Genomic DNA, 18,757 nt, shown 5'->3' with positions numbered 1-18,757 from the left:
AAAGGCTGTCTAATAAAGACAGCCTTTTCCTTTGGTTAATTATTTTGGAATTTTAATTGTGACCATAGATTTTTGCGTAAAGATCTTTGTAAATTTCTTTAATGATCTTACGTTTTAATTTTAGAGTAGGAGTAAGCTGTCCTCCGTCGATAGACCAAACATCTGGAGTTAACTCAAAACGTTTGATTTTTTCCCAGTTTCCAAATTTCTCATTGATGCCTTCAACTTCGTCATCAATACGTTTGATTACATCTGGATTTTCGCTGATTTCTTTATCTGTTTTTCCTAAAGTAATTTTGTGGATTTTTGCCCATTCTTTTACGAATTCAAAATTTGGCTGAATAAAAGCGCCTGGCATTTTTTCACCATCACCAATAACCATAATCTGCTCAATAAAACGAGATTGTTTCATAGCATTTTCAATGATTTGCGGTGCAATATATTTTCCTCCAGAAGTTTTGAACATTTCTTTTTTACGGTCGGTGATTTTCAAGAAACCTTCGCTGTCGATTTCTCCAATATCTCCTGTGTGGAAATAACCATCTTGTAAAGCTTCAGCCGTTTTTTCAGGGTCTTTAAAATAGCCTAGCATTACGTTTGGTCCTTTGCAAAGAATTTCTCCATCTGCAGCAATTTTAACTTCTACATTGCGAATTACTTTTCCAACGGTTCCAATTTTGAAACCTCTGTTTCTTTGATCGTTTACCGCAATTACCGGAGAAGTTTCAGATAATCCGTAACCTTCCATAACCGGAATTTCTGCTGCAGCAAAAACTCTAGTCAAACGTGGTTGTAAAGCGGCACTTCCAGAAACCATTAAATCTAAATTTCCTCCCAAACCTTCTTTCCATTTGCTGAAAATAAGTTTGCGGGCAATTTTCAATTGAAATTCGTACCAGAACCCATTGGCTCCGTATGGTTCGTATTTTAAACCTAAATCAATCGCCCAGAAAAATAATTTTTTCTTGATACCGGTTAATTCAGTTCCTTTTGCATAAATTTTATCGTAAACTTTTTCTAAAAGCCTTGGTACAGCAGTAATTACAGTTGGACGGACTTCTTTTAAGTTGTCACTGATTTTGTCAATTGATTCTCCAAAATAAACCGAAACTCCATAATATTGATAAATGTACAAGATCATTCTTTCAAAAATATGGCAGATAGGCAAGAAGCTCAATGCAGTGCTTTTTCCTGGATCAAACGGAATTCTAGGCGCACTGTCTAAAACATTTGAAACAATATTTTTGTGCGAAAGCATAACACCTTTTGGTCTTCCGGTTGTTCCAGAAGTATAAATAATAGTAGCTAAATCATCAGTTTGTATGCTATCTTTTCTAGCTTCAACTTCATTTTGATTGCTTTCGTCTTCTCCTAAAATAATTAGATCGGTCCAGTGTTTGCAGTCTGGAATTTCATTAAAAGAATATACCTCTTTTAAAGTAGGTACATTTGCCTGAATCATTCTTACTTTTTGAAGTACTTCATCATCAGACACAAAGCAGTACATACTGCCACTGTGATTTAATATATATTCGTAATCTTCTTCTGAAATAGTAGGGTAAATTGGAACGGTTTGCGCACCTGTCTGCAACACCCCAATATCCATAATATTCCACTCCGTACGGTTATTTGATGTAATTAAGGCAATTTTGTCATCTTTCTGAATGCCCATGCGCAATAATGCTCTTGAAATAGCATTTGCTTTTGCAATATATTCCTGGCTAGATGTTTTTTCCCAGACCCCGTTTTTTTTTGTTGCTAACGCAACCGGAAGGTTGTAAGTTTCTTGTTGATAATAGGGAAAATCAAAAAGGCGTGTGATTGAAACCATGTTTAATATATTGAATTTTATTGCAAATTAAATAAAAAATAGGTATGATTTTTAATTTTGTGGAATTTTATGGGAAAATTTATAGAGACTATTAAAAATCAACGAAAACGTTTTCTTTTTTGTAGTAAATATTCGAAATAAATACAAATTATTTATTTGGTGCGGTTTTTCCAAGATCATTATAATCTTCATAATCTTTCACTCTTTCGCCCATAATGAACATTTTTTTCTTGGCAAAATGAATCGAAAACTGTGTGTAATTCCATTCTTCGCTGTCATTGGTTCTGTACCAAAGCGTGTATGATGCACTGTTGAAGCCTTCTTTAAAAACAGGGACACCTTCTTCAGTACATTCAATTCCCCAGTTGATCTTTTCTTTGGTTAAATCTTCGTATTGATAAACACCAGTTCCGTCTGGATTTAAAATGATTATAGGTTCTTTTTTTCCAGCTGGAGCATAAGTTCCCGGAGCAGGATAACCAATTGTTGTGGTAATAAAACGCTCGCGTTCTCTATATTTTATTGGGTTTACTTCAACTTGAGAATACGATTTTGCAGAAATAAAAATTAAGGTAATAATTAATAAACGAATTGCTTTCATTCTATGTAGGATTTAGTGTTTTTTGGGGGTCTAAAAAATTCAGTGGCACGAACTTTTTGGCGAATATAGTTCAAATTTCAATATGAAAAAGGGAAGGTATATTTTTCGATCATATTTTTCATGAGACAAAGATATTTATCCGAATGTTCAGGATTGCTTAAGGTGCATTAAATACCATTGAATTAATCTTAGAGTGGTTTTAAATATTTTTTTTGCCACAGATTAAAAGGATTAGAATGATTTTCTAATTGATGAAAAAAAATCTGTGATAATCTGTGTAATCTGTGGCAAAAAAAAACGCCCGATAAATTCGGGCGCTTTTAATCAAAATATATTTTTAGTTTTTCTCAATCCATTTTCTGGCATTGATAAAAGCTTCATGCCAAGGTGTAAACTCGTCATTTCTGTCTTTTGGATAATGTGCCCAGTTCCATTGGAAAGTCGAACGCTCAATATGAGGCATTGTAACCAAATGTCTTCCTGTTTTGTCACACATCATGGCTACGTTGTAATGAGAGCCATTTGGGTTCGCTGGATATCCTTCGTAAGCGTATTTAGAAACAATGTTGTAATTTTCTTCACCCATTGGTAAATTGAATTTTCCTTCTCCATGAGAAACCCAAACTCCCAAAGTAGTTCCAGCCAATGTCGATAACATAACCGAATTGTTTTCCTGAACTGTTACAGAAGTAAAAATACTTTCGTGTTTGTTACTATCGTTATGAAGCATTTTTCCGTGAACTTCATGCTCCGGATTAATAACTTCTAATTCCATGAACAATTGGCAACCATTACAGATTCCAACAGATAACGTATCTTCTCTTTTGAAGAAATTATCCAAAGCTGTTTTTGCTTTTTCGTTGTATAAGAAAGCTCCGGCCCAACCTTTAGCAGAACCTAAAACGTCAGAATTAGAGAATCCTCCAACAGCTCCGATAAATTGAATGTCTTCCAATGTTTCACGACCAGAAATCAAATCCGTCATGTGAACATCTTTTACATCAAATCCTGCCAAGAACATTGCATTTGCCATTTCACGCTCAGAATTACTTCCTTTTTCACGAATAATAGCTGCTTTTGGTCTTGGTTTTGAAGCGTCAATTACAGGGGCTTTACCAGTAAAGTGAGTTGGGAAAGTATAATTTAAAGCCTGATTTTTATAATTTTCAAAACGTGCTTTTGCAGTTCCGTTTTTAGATTGTTTTTGGTCTAATAAATAAGAAGTTTCAAACCAAACATCTCTGTAAGCTTTTATGTCTAAAGTCCAAAGTCCAAGGTCTAAAGTCTCCGTAGTTGTCGCTTTTCCTAATTTGAAGAATTCAATATTATTTGCATTTAATTTAGCTTCAACAGCTGCATCTTCTTTAGCTTGGAAAACGATTCCGATGTTTTCTGCGAAAAGGATTTTCAATAGATCTTTTTCTGCGAAAGCGCTAAAATCAATTTTTGCTCCCAAGTTTACATCAGCAAAACACAATTCTAATAAAGTAGTAATCAATCCACCGCTTCCGATATCGTGACCAGCTAAAATTTGGCTTTCGCCGATTAATTCCTGAATCGTATTAAAAGCATTTTTGAAGAAAGAAGCATCTTTAATTGTAGAAGTTTCGTTTCCGATTGTATTTCTGATTTGTGCAAAAGAAGAACCTCCTAATTTGAAATCATCTTGAGACAAATTGATATAATAAATAGAATCTCCGTCTTTTTGTAAGACAGGCTCAACTACTTTTCTAATGTCAGTACAGTTTCCTCCAGCCGAAATAATAACCGTTCCCGGTGCAATTACTTCGTCATTTGGATACTTTTGTTTCATCGAAAGTGAATCTTTTCCTGTCGGAATGTTGATTCCCAATTCGATTGCAAATTCTGAACAACCTTCAACAGCAGCGTACAAACGAGCGTCTTCACCTTCGTTTTTACAAGCCCACATCCAGTTTGCAGATAATGAAATTCCTTTTAATCCATCTTTAATTGGAGCCCAAACAATGTTTGATAACGATTCGGCAATAGCATTTCTGCTTCCTGCAACCGGATCTATCAAAGCCGCAATAGGAGCGTGGCCAATAGAAGTCGCAATTCCTTCTTTTCCTAAATAATCCAGAGCCATAACCCCAACATTATTCAAAGGCAATTGCAAAGGTCCAGCACATTGTTGTTTAGCTACTTTTCCACCAACACAACGGTCCACTTTGTTTGTTAACCAGTCTTTTGAAGCAACTGCTTCTAAACGTAAAACGTCTTTTAAATAACTTTCGAAATCATTAGCTGAATAAGAAACAGCAGCATATTTTCTATCGATCGTTTTGTCTGTCATAACCGTTTTTGGAGAACTTCCGAAGAAATCTTCTAAAGCATAATCCATCGGTTTTGAACCATTTGATTTTGATTCGAAAGTAAAACGGTGATCTCCTGTTACATCTCCAACCTGGTACATTGGCGAACGCTCTCTGTCAGCGATTCTTTGTAAGGCATCAATATCTTTTTGACCAATAACCAATCCCATTCTTTCCTGAGATTCGTTACCGATAATTTCTTTTGCAGAAAGTGTTGGGTCTCCAACCGGTAATTTATCCAAATCGATTAAACCTCCCGTTTCTTCTACCAATTCCGAAAGACAGTTTAAGTGTCCTCCAGCTCCGTGATCGTGAATAGAAACAATCGGGTTATGATCGCTTTCTACTAAACCACGAATGGCATTAGCAGCACGTTTTTGCATTTCAGGATTTGAACGCTGAATGGCATTTAATTCGATTCCTGAACCAAAAGCTCCAGTATCTGCAGATGAAACCGCAGCACCACCCATTCCGATTCTATAATTTTCTCCACCAAGAATTACGATTTTATCGCCTTCTTGCGGTTTCTTTTTGATTGATTGATCTAATTTTCCGTAACCAATTCCACCCGCTTGCATGATTACTTTATCGTAACCAATTTTACGGTCGTTTTCTGAATGTTCGAAAGTTAAAACAGAACCCGTAATCAATGGCTGACCAAATTTATTTCCGAAATCTGAAGCTCCGTTTGAAGCTTTGATCAAAATATCCATTGGAGTTTGGTACAACCATTTTCTTTCCTCAAGAGCATTTTCCCAAGTCCTGTCATCCTGAGCGGAGTCGAAGGATTTCAAACGAGAATACGAAGTCATGTAAACGGCAGTTCCTGCTAATGGCAAAGAACCTTGACCACCTGCTAAACGGTCACGAATTTCTCCTCCAGAACCCGTTGCAGCTCCGTTGAAAGGCTCAACTGTTGTTGGGAAATTGTGTGTTTCGGCTTTTAAAGAGATAACCGAATCAAATTCTTTTATTTCGTAAAAATCAGGTTTGTCTGCCGATTTTGGTGCAAATTGCTGCACTTTTGGCCCTTTTACAAAAGCAACGTTGTCTTTGTAAGCAGACACAATATCATTAGGATTTTCCTGAGATGTTTTTTTGATTAATTTGAAAAGAGAAGTTTCTTTTTCTTCACCATCAATAACAAAAGTTCCGTTGAAAATTTTGTGACGACAGTGTTCTGAATTCGCTTGAGAGAAAGCAAAAATCTCAGAATCAGTTAGTTTTCTTCCTAATTTAGTTGAAAGATTATTTAAGTATTCTACTTCTTCTTCGCTCAAAGCTAAACCTTCAACTTTGTTGTAAGTTGCAATATCATCAATTTCCAGAATTGGTTCTGGCTGAATGTTGATCGTGAAAATCTCCTGATCTAATTCATTGAATTTTTGGAAAAGCATCGGGTCAAAATCAGCAAAATCTTCCGTTGCCGGATGAAATTCTTCAATTCTGATAATGCCCGGAACACCCATGTTTTGAGTGATTTCTACAGCATTTGTACTCCAAGGTGTGATCATAGTGGCGCGGGGACCAACAAAAAAACCCGTCAAAGCGGATTTTTCGATCTTATTAGAGTCGGCAAAAAGCCAGTTTAATTTTGAAATGTCTTGAGCTGAAATTTCGTTTTGCGTTTGTACGGCAAAAACAGTTTTGCTTTGGTTTTCAAAGAAATGGATCATTGTGATGTGTAGTTTGTTGTATTGAAGTGCAAATTTAGTGTAAATAAATAGTAAGCGCAAATTTGAAATAGAAGTCTTTTAAAAAAGTTTTTTTAATCTCGCAAAGACGCAAAGTTTTAGTTAAAGTAATGATTAATCGTATTGTTGTCAATTTCGACGAAGGAGAAATCCTCGTAAGTAACTCCGCAACGAGAGTCTAATCTTTGTAGAGCTTCTCGCGAGGATTTCTCCTTCGTCGAAATGACATAAAATGAGAAAAAATCATTTTAATACCATAATCTGTGGCTAAAGAAAACGTAATGTCTTAGCGACTTCGTGTCAAATATTACTTAGGAAAAACAGCATTTTGGTAAGCACCTAAATCAGGAGGCGAAGTTCTTGTAATTCCTAAAATATCCAACGGAATTATATACGCCTGATTCCCTTTCGCGAAAGCGGATGAAGTATTATCAATATTGAATTTGTTCTGGTTGACATTATAAAACTTCGGATTTTCATTTAAAATGATGTTGTTATAATGTTCTGTGTCAGTTTTAAATTGATAATCAGGATTTGTTGTTGAACTGCTGAATTTTAAAAGGCAATTGTTCAATTGGTAAACAAATGCTGCGTTGGTGTTTTTATTCAAATTAAACGCGTTTGTATTTGAACCATAAATGATGCAATTATTGAAAGTTGCCTGCGTTAGTGGATTCGTTTCTGGCGTTTTGCCTGCTAAATTATTACTCAGGTTGACTGTAAATTGCGAACTGCTTTGCCAATTGTTGTTAAAAGTGCAATGTATAAAACTATAATTTCCGCCATAAACACACGATAAACTCGCTAAACCAGCATAATTAATGACTAGATTTTCTCCGTTGATTCGTGCATTTTGTGCTAAAATTCCATATTCGGCACAATTGTAAATTTGAGTGTTTTTAATTTGAATTGCGTTAGAAGTATTTCTGATGTCTAATCCAGAAATGGCATTTTTTAAAGTCAAATTTGTAATCGAATGATTATTGCTGCCATTTTCTAAAATAACCGATTTCCATTGTCCAGGAATATCAGAATAAAGAGATTCTAAACGATCGCCTTCAAAAATAACTTCATTTTCAAGTTTTTCTGTTGTTGATTTTGCCCCATTGATTTGTAAAGCGGCTTTATTGCCAACATACAAACCAGAATTAGCGTGAAAATGAACTCGTGCTCCCGCTTCAAAAGTTACCGTTTTATTTTCTGGCACTCCTGCGTATCCGTAAATTACGTAAGGTTTTTGTTTGGTAAAAATTAATTCATTTCCGTTTACAGGATCATTTTCGTTGAGATAAAAACCATCAACATCTTTGCCGTCGATTTTGATTTTTTCTTTCGTTCCATCCGGATTTTGATTTGGATATAAAAAAATGGCATCCTGAATCAAAGTCACTAAAGCAACTTGCTGCAGGTTTGCACCGCTGTCAAACTGAATTTCATCGGTATATAAAAAATCGGATGGATTGGCGTCTGTAATATCTGCGGTAGTTTCAACAAAAATATACAAACTGTCTTTAGCCAAAAGCGTAACATTATTGAAGATTTTTCCATTGTTTCCAGTCATTCCGTCAACTGTCATTCGGTATTTAGAATTCAACCCTTTTTTGAGTTGAATAATCGGGATAGAAATATCGTCTTTGCTTTTATTATAGACTTTTAGCTGATAAGTGCTCGATCCTATATTTTTAAAAACAGTATCCAAATAAACCGTATCTTTTGAAAACTTTAAATCTCCGGAACTGGCAACGGTATCAAAATCAGTTCGGCACGAGCTGAAAGCCAGAATTAGAGCGAGAAGGAAGAGTGCAAAATAATGACGCATTTGAATTCTTTTTTTGTAAAAATAACAAAAAACTTACACGTTCTGAGATGATTTTTAAATATTAGAATTCGATTTTCAAATTTGTATCTCATCTTTTCTTTAATTTTACGATTTTAAAGCCCATTTTAATGAATTACACTAAAGAGCAAATCTTAGAGCGTTGCAATCAGTTTTCTAAAAACACTTTGATGGAGACGCTAAAAATTGAATATATCGATGCAGGTGACGACTTTTTAACTGCAAAAATGCCTGTAAATCCAAGTGTTCATCAACCAATGGGATTGCTGCATGGCGGCGCTTCAGTTGCTTTGGCTGAAAGTGTTGGCAGTGCTGCATCCTTCTTTTTTATAGATCCAAGAGAGCAGGAAGTTCGCGGTATCGAAATTTCGGCAAATCATTTAAAAAGTATTCGCGAAGGCTGGGTTTTTGGAACAGCACGAATCATCCATAAAGGAAGAAGTGTTCATCTTTGGGAAATTAAAATTACAGATGAAGCTGGAAACCTGATTTCGCTTTGCAAACTGACCAATATGGTTTTAGATAAAAAGAAAGATTAAATATATGAATGACTTTTTCTCCACTATACGAAAACACCAAGAGCAAAAATTGCCTTTTGTAATTTATTCTAAGCCTAATTCTTCCAGTATTTTTGCCCTTTTGCAGCAAAATGACACTTTACATTCTGTTTCAGATTACAGTGAAAAAGGTTTTGTTTTTGCTTCTTTTGATGAAAAACAGCTGTTTATTATTCCTGAAGAACAATCTAGAATTATTAGTGCTGAACAGACTCTTGTTGGTTTTAGTTTCAACGAAATTGATGATTTATCTGTTGATCCTGAAGCTAAAAGGCAATATGAGGATTTAGTTTCAAGAGGAATTGAAGCCATTAATAACGAAGAGTTTAAAAAAGTAGTTTTATCCAGAAGTGAGAAAGTTGATTTGATAGATTTTGATTTTATCGTCACTTTCAAGCGTTTGATTCATCTTTATCCGTCTAGTTTTTCATACTGTTTTTTTCATCCGGAAATCGGATTTTGGATGGGAGCAACACCAGAACAATTGCTAAAAGCAAACGGAAATGCTTTTGAAACGACAGCTTTGGCTGGAACACAAAAAGCAACTTTAGAAACCGAAATCTCCTGGCAACAAAAAGAAAAAGATGAACAGCAATATGTGACCGATTTTATTATAAAAAGATTGCGAGAAGTTGCTTCATCTGTAAATGTTACAGAACCTTACAGCATAAAAGCAGGATCAATCTGGCATATTAAAACCGATATTTCGGGAGTTTTAAATGATAACTCGACTTTGGAAGAAGTTATTGATACACTGCATCCAACACCTGCTGTTTGCGGTTTGCCAAAGAAAAAAGCAAAAGCATTTATACTTGAAAACGAAAATTACGATAGAACTTTCTACACAGGCTTTTTAGGCGAGTTGAATTGCAGTTTTGCGCACAATGCCCATAGTTCTGATTTATTTGTAAATTTACGTAGCATGCAAATTGTAGATAATACAGCCATTTTATATATGGGATGTGGTGTCACAAAAGAAAGTATTCCTGAAAAGGAATGGGAGGAAAGCGTCAATAAATCAATGACGATGAAAAGAGTTTTGAATATAAAGAAGAATAGTAGTTGTTAAAAAATGTTTCAAGTTTCAGGTTTCAAGTTTCAAGTTGTTGGAACGTAAAACCTGAAACTTGAAACCTGAAACTTGAAACAAAAAAAAATGAAATTAGACATATTAGCCTTTGGTGCACATCCTGATGATGTTGAGTTGGGTTGTGCGGGAACCATTTTAAAAGAAGTTTCCCTTGGGAAAAAAGTTGGAATTGTTGATTTGACACGCGGTGAATTAGGAACGCGCGGAACGGCCGAAATTAGAGATCAAGAAGCAAAAGATGCTGCAAAAATTTTAGGTGTTGTTGTGAGAGAAAATTTAGCAATGCGCGATGGATTTTTTGTAAATGATGAAAAGCATCAATTGGAAGTCATCAAAATGATTCGAAAGTATAAGCCAGAGATTGTATTGTGCAATGCAATAGATGATCGCCATATTGATCACGGAAAAGGAAGCAAATTAGTTTCTGATGCCTGTTTTTTATCAGGTTTAATGAAAATTGAAACCTCGATTGACGGAGAGAAACAAGAAGCATGGAGGCCAAAGGTAGTGTATCATTATATTCAATGGAAAAATATCGTTCCTGACTTTGTAGTTGATATTACTGGTTTCGAGAAAAAGAAAGTGGAAGCAATTTCTGCTTATAAAACGCAATTTTATGATCCAAATTCAAGTGAACCTGCAACGCCTATTACAAGTAAAAACTTCTTTGAAAGTTTAAATTACCGTGCGCAGGACTTAGGAAGGCTTGTTGGGAAAGATTTTGCCGAAGGTTTTACTGTTGAAAGATGTTTGGCAGTCAATAGCTTAGAAAATTTATTGTAATTTTTTCATTTTTTTCTTTGTAGAACTGAACCTTTGTTCTATATTTGCACTCGCTAAGCAAAAATGGTGGTTGTAGCTCAGCTGGTTAGAGTAGCGGTTTGTGGTGCCGCGGGTCGCCGGTTCGAACCCGGTCAGCCACCCAGAAATTTAAAGCCTTGAAGAAATTCAAGGCTTTTTTTGTGCGTTTAATTTTCAACGGTTTTTTGTCATCCTTATATTCCTCAGGATGACAAAAAAAAGCACAACTGTTAAGTTGTGCTTTTTAGTGGTTATTATATTTGGTTTATGTATTATTGAATTTCTTCAAAGGTTGTACCTTGTTTGATGTCTCCGGTTTTAAAGCCTTTTTTAAACCAGTACATTCTTTGTTCAGACGATCCGTGGGTAAAAGAATCAGGAACTATCTGACCTTGCATTTTGCTCTGGATGGCGTCATCCCCAACTGCATTGGCTGCGCTTAAAGCCTCGTCAATATCTCCGGTGTCTAAGTTTTGTTGATTGTAATGTGCCCAAACTCCTGCATAAAAATCGGCTTGAAGTTCTAGAGCTACAGAAAGTTTATTGGCTTCGGCCTCACTTTTTCCTTCTTGGGCCTGACGCATTTTTGCAGATGTGCCTAGTAAAGTCTGGATGTGATGACCAATTTCATGCGCGATAACATAGGCAATTGCAAAATCGCCACCTTTTGCGCCAAATCTCGTTTTTAATTCTTCGAAAAAAGCTAAATCCATATAGACTTTTTGATCTCCCGGACAATAAAAAGGCCCAGATGCTGATGATGCACCACCGCAGGCTGTTTGTACAGACCCTCTGAAAAGAACTAATTTCGGATTTTTGTAGGTCATTCCATTCTCTTCAAAAATTTTGCTCCAGATGTCTTCAGTATCAGCCAGCGTAACTCTGACAAAATTGCCCATTTCTTCATCTTCTTTGCTTAAAGGAGCAGCTGCTTCAGTTTGTGTCTGCTGTCCGCCTTGCATTTGCTCTAAAACTGGGGCTATTTGTTTGCCGGTTTCGCCGCCAAAAACATTCAGCAATAATACAATGATTCCAATAACGCCACCTCCAACAGCTATTTTGCCTCCAGAAATTGATCTTCTGTCTTCAACATTATCACTTTGTCTTCTGCCTTGCCATTTCATAGTTTACTTGATTTAAGCTTATTATGTTTTTATTAATACGAATTTATAGATTTTTTAGCAATTTTGAGATGATAACAGCTATTTTGTTTTAAACTATTTTAGCCATTTTCGTAATGCTTCCTCTACAGTACCTCTGATGATAGGTTTTGAAATGTAATCGTTCATTCCGGCGGCAATACATTTGTTTTTCTCTTCTTTTTCAGCACCCGCAGTTACCGCAATAATAGGAATGGTTTTGCCAATTTCGGTAATTCTGATTGCTTTTGTAGCTTCATAACCATTCATAATTGGCATTTGTATGTCCATAAAAACAAGATCCGGATTTATATTTTCGATCTGTTTTACGGCTTCATAACCGTTTTCACATTCAAAAATAATCGAATTCATATTTAGATTCTTCAAGATCGTTTTTAAAAGCAGCATATTCACTTTATTGTCCTCTACAATCAGAATATTTACATTTTTCAAATTCGAATTGTAGCTAAGCGAATAATCAGGTTCTGCTCCGTTTGAAAGTGCTTTTAGTTTTTCATTAATTGTATTTTGGCTTGTTTTAAGGTTTAAGTCAAAATAAAAGGTGCTTCCTTCGTCAATTTTGCTTTTAAGCTGTAAACGGCTTTCCATTAAGGCTAATAATTGATTTGAAATGGTAAGCCCCAAACCAGTTCCTCCAAATTTTCTTGTTGTCGAGCTGTCTTCCTGTGAAAAAGCCTTAAAAATTTTCTTCTGATTTTTTTCTAAGATTCCAATTCCGGTATCAATAACGGAGAAACGAATGACATAGAAATCATCGTATTTTTTGTCCAATACAGAAACGTTTAATTTTATTGAACCTTCATTAGTGAACTTAATTGCATTTGACAAAAGATTGATTAAAATTTGTTTCAATCGTACAATATCTGTCCAGATGTATTTTGGGACATTTGGATCAACATTTAATTCCAGCAGCAGATTTTTTTGATTTGATTCATAAATAATTAAATCAAAAATCTGTCCGAGGATTTTTTGAAGATCATATAAATCAATATAAAGTTCGAGTTTTCCTGCTTCAATTTTTGAGAAATCGAGAATGTCATTAATAATTTCAAGCAACGAATGTGCCGACTGATTAATGGTCGTCATATATTTTTCCTGAATTTCTTCAAGATTTGTTTTCATCAATAAATGCGTAAATCCGATAATTCCATTTAATGGAGTCCGAATTTCATGCGACATATTGGCTAAGAAATCAGATTTTGATTTATTTGCCGCTTCTGCAAGTTCTTTTGCTTTAATAGCATCTTCACTTTCTTTGATTTTAGCCTGATTTCGATGACGGTCTAAAGCCGATGATATGTTATTGGCTAAAGTCTGATAAATATAAATTTCGTCTTCTGTCCATTTTCTTTCTTTGGTACAATCATCAAACCCAATAAAGCCAGAAAAAATATTGTCTGAAAATAATGGCAGAATCAAAATTGATTTAATGTCATTTGTAACTAACAAATTTTTGAAAAATGTTTCTTCAAGATTCTTTGTCAGCATACTTAGTGCTCTTTTGCTTTCTGAATGAAAAATAATTTCTTTTAAGTTCTCTTCAGTAAATTTTTGAAGTTCAGTTATTTGATGTACAACGCCATCTCTGGACCATTTGTATTGCTGGCTGATTGTATTGGTCTCAAAATCTTTTTCATAATAAAAAATATGATCGGCTTTTGAGGCTTTTCCAATTATATTATACGTTTCTTCAAACATTTTTTGCGGTCCTTTGCTGAGCAGAAATTTCTCTGTACAAAGTGCCATAGCCGAAAGCAGATCACTTTTTAGTTCCAGCTTTTTCTCGGCTTTAAGCCTCATTTGCGATGAAATTGCCAGCGAAATAACATCGGCAATAGTTCTGGCATAATTGATGTCTTCGTTATCCCATTCTCTTTTTTCGCCCGTGCTTTCAAAACAGGCAACTCCTGCCAATTGTCCGTTTAAAAAAATCGGAACATCCAGCATGGACTTGATTTTGTTTTTTGTGAAATAAATTTCTTGAAATTCAGATGTTTCTAATTTATCAAAAACATCAGGCGCATTTATTATGGCTTTGTTTTTTAATGTTTCAAAATAAATAGGATACGACTCTTTATCAAGAATATTTTTATCACTTAAAGTCTGATTATCACGGCTGAATAGATTTTTGCAGGTAATGACATCATTAGAAAATTTCCAGAAACTTACTCTGTTGGCTTTTGATACAATGGCGCCTTCTTTAATGATATAATCGATTACGGTTTGCATATTGTCGTAATCGCTAAAATTTGTTGTCGAAAGCTTTTTAGTAGAATTGTTGTAAGCTTCGATTTTTTCTAAACGTCTTTTTTTCTCGTTTTCGATGTTTTTTAACTCGGTAATATCTCTCGCAATCCCTGCAAAACCAGTGGTTACTCCTAAATCATTTTTGCGGACAATTACTTTTTGGGAAATCCATAATTCCTCGCCATTTTTCTTTAAAATCGGAATTTCTATTGTTGGATAATTGAGTTCATTTTGTTCCAAATTTTCATAAAAATCAACAGCATTGCTGATGTGGTCTACGTGAATAAAATTTGAATAATGCTGTAAAAGCACTTCATTTTCAGTATAACCTAAAATAGAATAACCAAATTCATTTATAAAAGTAAAATGACCTTCAATGCTTATTTCAAAAATAATATCGGTTGCAGTTTGAATCAGGTTTTTGTATTGATCCTGAACAATTATTTGCTCTGTAACGTCTTGTCCGATGCTGATAATTAATTCATTGGAGAATTTTTTATCTTTCCACTGAATGTATTTATATTCTCCGTTTTTGCTTTTTAATTTTCGGATATATAATTTGTTGTCAATATAGTTTTTATAATAATTATCTCGGCTGAATTCAGAATCTTCAGTAAGTTTCCAAAATTCCAGCGCCATAACATCATCCGGATGGTAACCTAAAATAGAAGTAATTGTTTCGCTGCAAAAAAGCAATTCTCCATTTTCATTGGTTGCAATGGTAAGGGAATTTCCTTTATGGACAATTTCATTTGTAAACCTGTAATTGTCTCTATTGTTTTGAAGGACAGCATATTTTACCTGATTTACAATAAAAATGACAATACAAAAATCGATTAAAAGTATGGATGATTTTATTGGAATTAATTGAAAAACAATTGCAATAATTAAATAAGCGAAGACCAGAGCAACAAAAAGCCAATATACCTTTATAGGTTTTAGAACACCGTAGGAAAAGAAAAAGCATATTAGAAAAGTAATTATTGGAAGTATATCATTTGGGAGGTAAATGATGTTGCGCGCCACATATATGACGTAAAAAAAGAAAGAAACAATAAATATATTCTGAATCCGATCATTCAGGTATTTTATTTTATCAGTAAGTACATAAAACAATAGAACACTGGAGCCAATTATAATATTGTTTATGAATAGACTTTTTGGCCTTATTTTAAAAATTTCATTGATAATTTCAATTACAATAACGGCAATACCAAAAAATAAGATATAAAGCTGATATTCCTTAGTGATGGTTTCGGTTTCCCTTTTCTTCTGAATAAAATAGCCTATTTTGGTTTTTATTCTGAAAAATTGATAGACTAAAATAGCTAAAAAGCCAAACAAAGAAAGTCCTAAAATTATGAGCTTAGGATTGTTGTAGAAAATGACGTCGGAACTAAAAACAAACCAATTTGTTATAGTTGATTTCAGGCTATTGCCCATGAAGGCAATTCCTGAAATCAATGTACTATAAAAACTGTAGTTTTCGGCCATAAAATTTGGGAATGTACTTTAGTTAATAGCATTTTGAGAATTTCTAATAGAGTAGGTCAGGCTCTTTTTTTAGTTAGAAATTCAATTTTATTTGAAATCCGATTGACCAATAGTGTCAATTGAATCTTCTTCCTGTTCCATAGTGAAAATCCCATAATAAGCGGCATAAATCAATGATGTATTGAAAACTGCCGTAAAAAACAATCCTACACCGCAAGCAAATACACCCACAAGAGTACCGATAATTCCAACAATGAACAAACAGAAAATCAGCAACGGATTTTTTGTAACCAATGTAATACTTCCCTTAATCGCATCTATTGCTTTTAGTTTTCCAAAAATGATCAGCGGAACAGTAAAATACATAAGATAGTTAATGAAAATTGAAATTCCAGCTCCTATAAATACATAGTCAATACTTTCAAGAGTGTTTGCAATTGCATTATTAATAAAGCTAATAATTAAAGTAGCAGCAAATAACTGAGCGAAATAAGGTGCTTTGTAATAATGAAATATTGTAGAAACTTTGAATTCTTGATCTTTGTCAGCAGCATCGGCCATTTTGAAAAAACCTGCGCCAAAAGGAGCCATTAAAGCAGTGATAAGAGGAAAGATAATTGTTGAGATTACGGCTTCATCTAAAGTCAGTTTTTTAGGCTTCATACTTTCCTCAATTATTTTAGGAAAATTTTCAACGCCATAAATAGAACTCATGACCACGATTCCACCAATTCCGAATATTACCGCAAATAAAAATATAATTAGTGCTGAGTAAAGTGCAATTTTTTTATAATTTTCGAAAGCATGGTCAAAAACCTGAGAAAAATCCAATGAATAGCCATTGTTTTTAATGTTTTCGATTTGGGCAAGAGTAGATTTCATTTTATTATGGAATTGTTTATACTTTTTGAATTTACGCTGAATATTGAAACGTAAATATAGTATTTTTAATCAATTACATAGGATAATCTATAAAATTAACGAACACATTTTTTATTAGCTTAAAGCCAGTCTAATAATCTTTTAAGCGAGGTTAATTTATCTTTGTAAGGAGCATATCGCATTGGCAGATCGAGCCAGTTTGCTTTTTTTACTACAGCTTTATGATGTGAGAAAATATCAAAACTCAATTGCCCGTGATAAGCGCCAAGGCCACTGTGACCTACACCTCCAAACGGAAGTCTTTTATTAGAGAAATGTACAACCGTATCGTTGATGCATCCTCCACCAAAAGAGTAATTTGTAATTAGTTTTTTTGCAAAAGTTTTATTTTCGCTAAATACATAAAATGCTAAAGGTTTTTCGTACTTACTGATTATATTTTCAATATCAGCTTCGTTTTCATAGGACAGAATAGGTAAAATTGGACCAAAAATTTCTTCTTTCATTACTGGACTATCTAATGCCGGTTCCTCAATCAAGGTTGGTGAAATGTATAATTTTTCAGCGTCTGTTTCTCCTCCAAAAATTACTTTTTCGCGCTCAATCATGCTGTCCAGACGAAGCCAGTTTTTAGTATTGATGATACGTGCGAAATCAGGTGATTTGTCTATTTTTTTTCCGTATGCTTTTAAGATTTCTTCTATAAGAAAAGAAATGAAATTAACTTTCATGTTTTTCTGAATCAAAATATAATCGGGAGCAATACAAGTCTGACCCGCATTCATGAATTTTCCCCAGACGATTCGTTTTGCTGCTAATTTTAAATTGGCAGTTTCGTCAATAATACACGGATTTTTACCGCCCAATTCTAAAGTTACTGGAGTCAGATTTTCGGCAGCTGCTTTTGCAACAACTTTTCCGACAGCCACACTTCCCGTAAAAAAGATATAATCCCAGCGTTTTGCTAATAATTTATTTGAAACTTCGATTCCTCCTTCAAAAACTTCTACGTGTTTGACATGGAATGTTTTAGAAATGATTTTAGCAATAATGGCTGATGTATGTGGTGTAAGTTCTGACGGTTTTAAAAAAACTCTGTTTCCGGCAGCAACGGCAGCAATTAAGGGACAAAGTGCTAGTTGAAAAGGATAATTCCAGGGTGCAATTACTAAAACTTTTCCGTAGGGTTCTTTGTAAATATAATCGGTTGAAGGGAAATTAAGAAGTGATGGAAAAATATTTTTAGGTTTTGCCCAAGAATTAATGTTTTTGATGGTGTCTTTTAATTCTGAAATAACATAATTCGTTTCAGTTAAAACAGCTTCAAATTCTGGTTTTTTAAAATCATCGTACAAAGCTTTTACAATCAAATCTTCGCTTTTTTGAATGTTATACAACAATTTTTTAAGCGTTTCTTTTCTGTATCCGATGTCGTTTTTGTAGTCCATTTTATGATTAGCTTGTTTCTAAGACTATGCAAGTTAATTGATAATAATTAAAAAATTAACAATTATATCATAAAAAATTATACGGCATTCCAAATAGTTTCGTCTGGAGTTGGTGCTATAATTGTGATGTTTTCTTTAGAAACTGGATGAACAAAAAACAGTTTTCTGGCGTGAAGATGAATGCCTCCATCTGGGTTGCTTCGGTCTGCACCATATTTTAAATCTCCTTTTATTGGAGAACCAATTGCTGACAATTGTGCTCTGATTTGATGATGACGCCCCGTATGAAGATTAATTTCTAAAGCAGTATAATTTTGAAGCTCTTTAATTATTTTGTAATCCAGACTTGCCAGTTTGCTGTCAGGAACTTCTTTTAAATGTGCTTTTGAAGTGTTATTCTTTTCGTTTCTTTTTAAATAATGAACTAGTTTGGCACTAGCTTCCAAAGGTTTGTTTTTGACAACTGCCCAATACGTTTTTTTTGTTTCACGATTGCTAAACAATTCGTTCATTCGAGTTAAAGCTTTGCTGGTTCTCGCAAAAACAACAATTCCCGTTGTAGGACGATCTAAACGATGAATTACGCCCAAAAAAACATCACCTGGTTTGTTGTATTTAGCTTTAATGTATTCTTTTACAACATCAGATAACGGTTTGTCTCCTGTTTTATCGCCTTGCACAATATCACCTACACGCTTATTAACTACAATAATGTGGTTGTCTTCGTGTAAGATTTGGAGATTATTTTTATCTGAAAGAATTTTCATATTTAGACTTGCTTA

At 34.2% G+C, this 18,757-nt stretch carries 12 protein-coding genes and 1 tRNA gene; 4 read left to right on the top strand and 9 right to left on the bottom strand.

What is annotated here, in order from left to right:
- Positions 1-52: 52 nt before the first annotated feature.
- From EV145_RS06655 to EV145_RS06640, 4 genes are all read right to left on the bottom strand, one after another.
- Positions 53-1,831, bottom strand: a complete 1,779-nt coding sequence (locus EV145_RS06655) for an AMP-dependent synthetase/ligase (protein ID WP_133524444.1) — start codon at positions 1,829-1,831, stop codon at positions 53-55.
- A gap of 148 nt (positions 1,832-1,979) precedes the next feature.
- Entirely contained in the window at positions 1,980-2,432 is a 453-nt protein-coding gene (locus EV145_RS06650) for a hypothetical protein (protein WP_133524443.1), read from the bottom strand.
- A 337-nt stretch (positions 2,433-2,769) separates the two neighbouring features.
- On the bottom strand, positions 2,770-6,441 hold the full coding sequence (gene purL, locus EV145_RS06645) for a phosphoribosylformylglycinamidine synthase (protein ID WP_133524442.1): 3,672 nt from the start codon (positions 6,439-6,441) through the stop codon (positions 2,770-2,772).
- A gap of 325 nt (positions 6,442-6,766) precedes the next feature.
- Positions 6,767-8,278, bottom strand: coding sequence for a hypothetical protein (locus tag EV145_RS06640; RefSeq protein WP_133524441.1), 1,512 nt, complete (start codon positions 8,276-8,278; stop codon positions 6,767-6,769).
- 128 nt (positions 8,279-8,406) lie between these two features.
- Here EV145_RS06640 and EV145_RS06635 point away from each other — a divergent pair, with 128 nt between their 5' ends.
- From EV145_RS06635 to EV145_RS06620, 4 genes are all read left to right on the top strand, one after another.
- Entirely contained in the window at positions 8,407-8,835 is a 429-nt protein-coding gene (locus EV145_RS06635) for a PaaI family thioesterase (RefSeq protein ID WP_133524440.1), read from the top strand.
- A gap of 4 nt (positions 8,836-8,839) precedes the next feature.
- Positions 8,840-9,922: a chorismate-binding protein gene (locus EV145_RS06630; RefSeq protein ID WP_133524439.1), complete on the top strand. Its 1,083-nt coding sequence runs from the start codon at positions 8,840-8,842 to the stop codon at positions 9,920-9,922.
- Positions 9,923-10,009: 87 nt separating this feature from the next.
- On the top strand, positions 10,010-10,726 hold the full coding sequence (gene bshB1 / locus EV145_RS06625; protein ID WP_133524438.1) for a bacillithiol biosynthesis deacetylase BshB1: 717 nt from the start codon (positions 10,010-10,012) through the stop codon (positions 10,724-10,726).
- Between the two features lie 66 nt (positions 10,727-10,792).
- Positions 10,793-10,866: transfer RNA gene (locus EV145_RS06620), tRNA-His, on the top strand.
- A gap of 150 nt (positions 10,867-11,016) precedes the next feature.
- Here EV145_RS06620 and EV145_RS06615 read toward each other — a convergent pair.
- From EV145_RS06615 to EV145_RS06595, 5 genes are all read right to left on the bottom strand, one after another.
- Positions 11,017-11,868, bottom strand: coding sequence for a neutral zinc metallopeptidase (locus EV145_RS06615; RefSeq protein ID WP_133524437.1), 852 nt, complete (start codon positions 11,866-11,868; stop codon positions 11,017-11,019).
- Positions 11,869-11,961: 93 nt separating this feature from the next.
- Entirely contained in the window at positions 11,962-15,645 is a 3,684-nt protein-coding gene (locus tag EV145_RS06610) for a response regulator (RefSeq protein ID WP_133524436.1), read from the bottom strand.
- Positions 15,646-15,732: 87 nt separating this feature from the next.
- On the bottom strand, positions 15,733-16,527 hold the full coding sequence (locus tag EV145_RS06605) for a hypothetical protein (protein WP_133524435.1): 795 nt from the start codon (positions 16,525-16,527) through the stop codon (positions 15,733-15,735).
- Between the two features lie 119 nt (positions 16,528-16,646).
- Entirely contained in the window at positions 16,647-17,975 is a 1,329-nt protein-coding gene (locus EV145_RS06600; RefSeq protein WP_133524434.1) for an aldehyde dehydrogenase, read from the bottom strand.
- 77 nt (positions 17,976-18,052) lie between these two features.
- A complete protein-coding gene (locus EV145_RS06595) occupies positions 18,053-18,742 on the bottom strand; it encodes an RluA family pseudouridine synthase (RefSeq protein WP_133524433.1) in 690 nt (229 codons plus the stop codon).
- Positions 18,743-18,757: the final 15 nt, after the last annotated feature.

Source organism: Flavobacterium sp. 245, from assembly GCF_004362055.1.
Taxonomy (GTDB): domain Bacteria; phylum Bacteroidota; class Bacteroidia; order Flavobacteriales; family Flavobacteriaceae; genus Flavobacterium.
The sequence above is the reverse complement of the archived record's forward strand: the minus strand, read 5'-3'. Positions and strand labels throughout refer to the sequence as shown.